The organism is Dapis hubbardiae BLCC-M172, assembly GCF_050016015.1.
Classification (GTDB): domain Bacteria; phylum Cyanobacteriota; class Cyanobacteriia; order Cyanobacteriales; family Microcoleaceae; genus Trichodesmium.
In genome coordinates this window covers 1-2,887 of record NZ_JBNHEQ010000176.1, presented here as the reverse complement: position 1 = coordinate 2,887, position 2,887 = coordinate 1, and the positions used below count along the sequence as shown (strand labels likewise).

Here is a 2,887-nt window from a genome sequence, read left to right as displayed (position 1 = left end):
TAGTATCTCTGCGTAAGTCCTGATTTGATTAACCAATTCTCAATCGATTAGAATTTATAATTATTTGTAGGAATTATGGAAAGACTATGTATATAGTGTTTAAAACTCAAACGTTCTAGTTTTTTAACTCTATATATAGTATCTCTGTGTAAGTCCTGATTTGATTAACCAATTCTCAATGGATGAGAATTTAGAATTATTTGTAGGACTTATGGAAAGACTATGTATATAGTGTTTAAAACTCAAACGTTCTAGTTTTTTGACTATATATATATATAGTACATCTCTCTGCGTAAGTCCTGATTTGATTAACCAATTCTCATCAGAATTTAGAATTTTTGTAGGACTTATGGAAAGACTATGTATATAGAGTTTCCAACTCAAACGTTCTAGTTTTTTGACTATATATATATATAGTACATCTCTCTGCGTAAGTCCTGATTTGATTAACCAATTCTAAATGGATTAGAATTTACAATTATTTGATTAACCAATTCTAAATTCTTAAAATGATTAACAATCATTCAACCAGATTTGTTAAGTATCTCTCATTATTGAGAATGTAGAATTTTTGATTAACCAATCCTAAATTCTACATTCTTAAGATTAACCAATTCTACATTCTAAATTCTAAATTCTTCAACTTAAATTCAAAAAGGAGTCCCGCGCTGTAATATCTGATTCAGCGTCGGGAGGAATTTTTGAGAACAAATAAATAAAAATCTGTTTTACTATTGATTTTATTCACAATTTGAAGTATAGTATAATAATGAAACAGATAACGACTATATCCTGCAAATTGAAGGTTTCCCCAGAAGTAGTAAAAGAAATGAATGCTACAATGGAAATATTTGCTAATGCTTGTCAGTATGTTCATAACAATACTGATCAGAAACTGACAAATAATGTGACAATGCAATCTTTAATGTACGATACAGTTAGAGAAAAGTTTCAGTTATCAGCACAAACTACAATTCACGCCATTAGACGAGTATGTTCTAATCGGAAAACTTCTATAACTAATCATATTAAAAAAGAATTAACTTTTGCACCAACATCAGTTGATTACGACAGTAGAACATTTAGTTTAGATACAAAGAAATGGATTGTGAGTTTAAAGCTTTTGAGTAAGCGCACAAAGTTTGAGTTATTAATAGGTAATTATCAACGTGGAATATTAAAAGGTAGTAAGGCTACTTCAGCAGTCTTAACTAAAAGAAATGATGGAACTTACTATATAAATATTCATGTTAATCATATTGTTCCTGAGCCAAAGTCAACAAATAAAATAATAGGAATTGATTTAGGCAGGACAGATATAGCCTCAACATCTGAAGGTGAATCATGGTCAGGTAAAAATATAACTTCTAAGAGAAATCATTATTATCAAATGAGAGCAGTTCTACAAAGAAAAGCATCTAAAGGCACTCGTAGTAGTCGGAGAAGATGTCGGCAACTACAGCAACGGTTATCAGGTAAAGAACGACGCTTTCAGAAACAGGTTAATCACGAAATAACAACTTATTTAGTCAAAAAAGCAGCGACTAATAAGAATTCAATTGCCATAGAAGATTTAGCTAATATTAGAAAAAGAACTAATCAGCAACCAAGAAGCAGGAAAGAAAGAAGATTATCTAATAGTTGGGCTTTTTATCAGTTCAGAATATTTCTTGCTTATAAATGTGTGTTACATGGCGTGAAATTAATATTAGTTAATCCAGCATATACAAGCCTTACTTGCCACAAATGTTTGCATATAAGTCCGACAAAAGAAACTACATATAGAAAGGGTAAAAACTACCACTGCTTGAATTGTGGGTGGAAAGGTGATGCTGATTATAATGGTGCCAAAAATATAGCTGCTTTGGGGTTGAGTGTAAACCAGCCTAGAGGTTCAGAATTCCTGTCTTGTGCAGTAGTTCTAGGGCTACCAAAAGCCCGCGCTGTAAAGAATTTAAGCGCCGGGTAGTTTACAGATTATGGAAAAGTCAGCAGTTAAGCCACAATTTCCACTTGTAACAGTTGGTGCTTTAGTTAAGGGGCCTTCCAATCGGATATTAATTGTGGAGACGACAAAATGGAATGGTACATGGGGAGTACCTGGGGGAAAGGTTGACTGGGGAGAAAGTTTAGAGAATGCTTTGGCGCGGGAGTTTATGGAAGAAGTGGGGTTGAAGTTAAATGATATTCGCTTTGCTATGTTCCATGAGGCAATACTGGACCCACAATTTTATAAGGAAGCTCATTTTATTATGGTTAATTATTGGGCAACATCAGATGGAGAAGATGTTGTTCCTAATGAAGAAATTGTGCGATGGGAGTGGGTGACTCCTGAAGTTGCTTTTGATTATCCTTTGAATAGTTATACTCAAATACTTATTGAAAAATTTCAGTCTCAAAATTCTTTGTTATAGCCAATATCTATTTCAAATGTTTTGTGTTTAATGTTTTGTATTTGTATTTGTATTTGTGGAATGGGCATCTTGCCCGTTCCTGATATTTTCAGGCAGGGAAAATATTTTGTGTTTGTGAAATAGACATCTTGCCTATTCCTGAATATTTTTATGCAGGCAGGATGCCCGCCCCACTGAAGATTAATATTAATGTAATTCCTATCAAATTTGTAAATCTGTTTCCTGCCAAAAAAAAGGATAACCTTCTGGAGAATCTGACAATCCTGCTTTAACAGGATTTTGGCGAATATATTCCCACATATTTGTTAATTCTAAGTCATTTCTGACAATGCGATCGTATCTTTCTGATTGCCAAACTTGAACTATTTGAGTCATAATTTTCAGAATTTGTTTGGCACTGTAGCTTTTGATGCTGTGCATTATAGTTACTAAATCTATAGAAAAATATTCCTAGACAAGTGTTTTAATTAAGT

Annotated in this window: 3 protein-coding genes; 2 read left to right on the top strand and 1 reads right to left on the bottom strand. The window is 32.8% G+C overall.

Features of this window, described 5'->3' with window-relative positions; genetic code table 11:
* The first annotated feature begins 769 nt into the window (after window positions 1-769).
* Both ACP6PK_RS15830 and ACP6PK_RS15825 read left to right on the top strand, forming a co-directional pair.
* Complete coding sequence (locus tag ACP6PK_RS15830) at window positions 770-1,969, top strand: RNA-guided endonuclease InsQ/TnpB family protein (RefSeq protein WP_426560689.1); 1,200 nt, start codon at window positions 770-772, stop codon at window positions 1,967-1,969.
* Between the two features lie 10 nt (window positions 1,970-1,979).
* The gene (locus ACP6PK_RS15825) at window positions 1,980-2,414 is read left to right on the top strand and encodes an NUDIX domain-containing protein (protein WP_426560687.1); all 435 of its coding nucleotides are present in this window, start codon (window positions 1,980-1,982) and stop codon (window positions 2,412-2,414) included.
* A 201-nt stretch (window positions 2,415-2,615) separates the two neighbouring features.
* Here ACP6PK_RS15825 and ACP6PK_RS15820 read toward each other — a convergent pair whose 3' ends face one another.
* Window positions 2,616-2,834, bottom strand: coding sequence for a transposase (locus ACP6PK_RS15820; RefSeq protein WP_426560685.1), 219 nt, complete (start codon window positions 2,832-2,834; stop codon window positions 2,616-2,618).
* Between the last annotated feature and the right edge of the window lie 53 nt (window positions 2,835-2,887).